Below are 315 nucleotides of genomic sequence, written 5' to 3' on the forward strand. Positions count from 1 at the left end.
CTGCAATATTATTAGGAAATCGGCGATAAATATATTAAATCAAAAGATGGACGGATCGTCTATGTGTTTGCGGGGCTTGATCGAAATATCGCGAGTATTAAGTCTATGGGACGGGTGTTCCTCTGTTGGGTCGATGAGGCGGAGCCAGTCACTGAGACAGCTTGGCAAACCCTTATCCCAACTTTGCGCGAAGAGGGAGACGATTGGAATGCAGAATTATGGGTCACTTGGAACCCATATCATGAAAATGCTCCCGTGGAAAAACGTTTTCGAAATGTCGATAATCCCAATATCAAAGGCGTGGAAATTAATTGG

At 44.1% G+C, this 315-nt stretch carries 1 pseudogene; it reads left to right on the forward strand.

The features are described 5' to 3' along the window. Positions 1-315 (forward strand): annotated as a pseudogene (locus tag ACFINC_RS10245) (phage terminase large subunit); the annotation flags it as partial.

It is taken from the genome of Bartonella sp. AP58NXGY (assembly GCF_042195785.1).
GTDB lineage: Bacteria > Pseudomonadota > Alphaproteobacteria > Rhizobiales > Rhizobiaceae > Bartonella.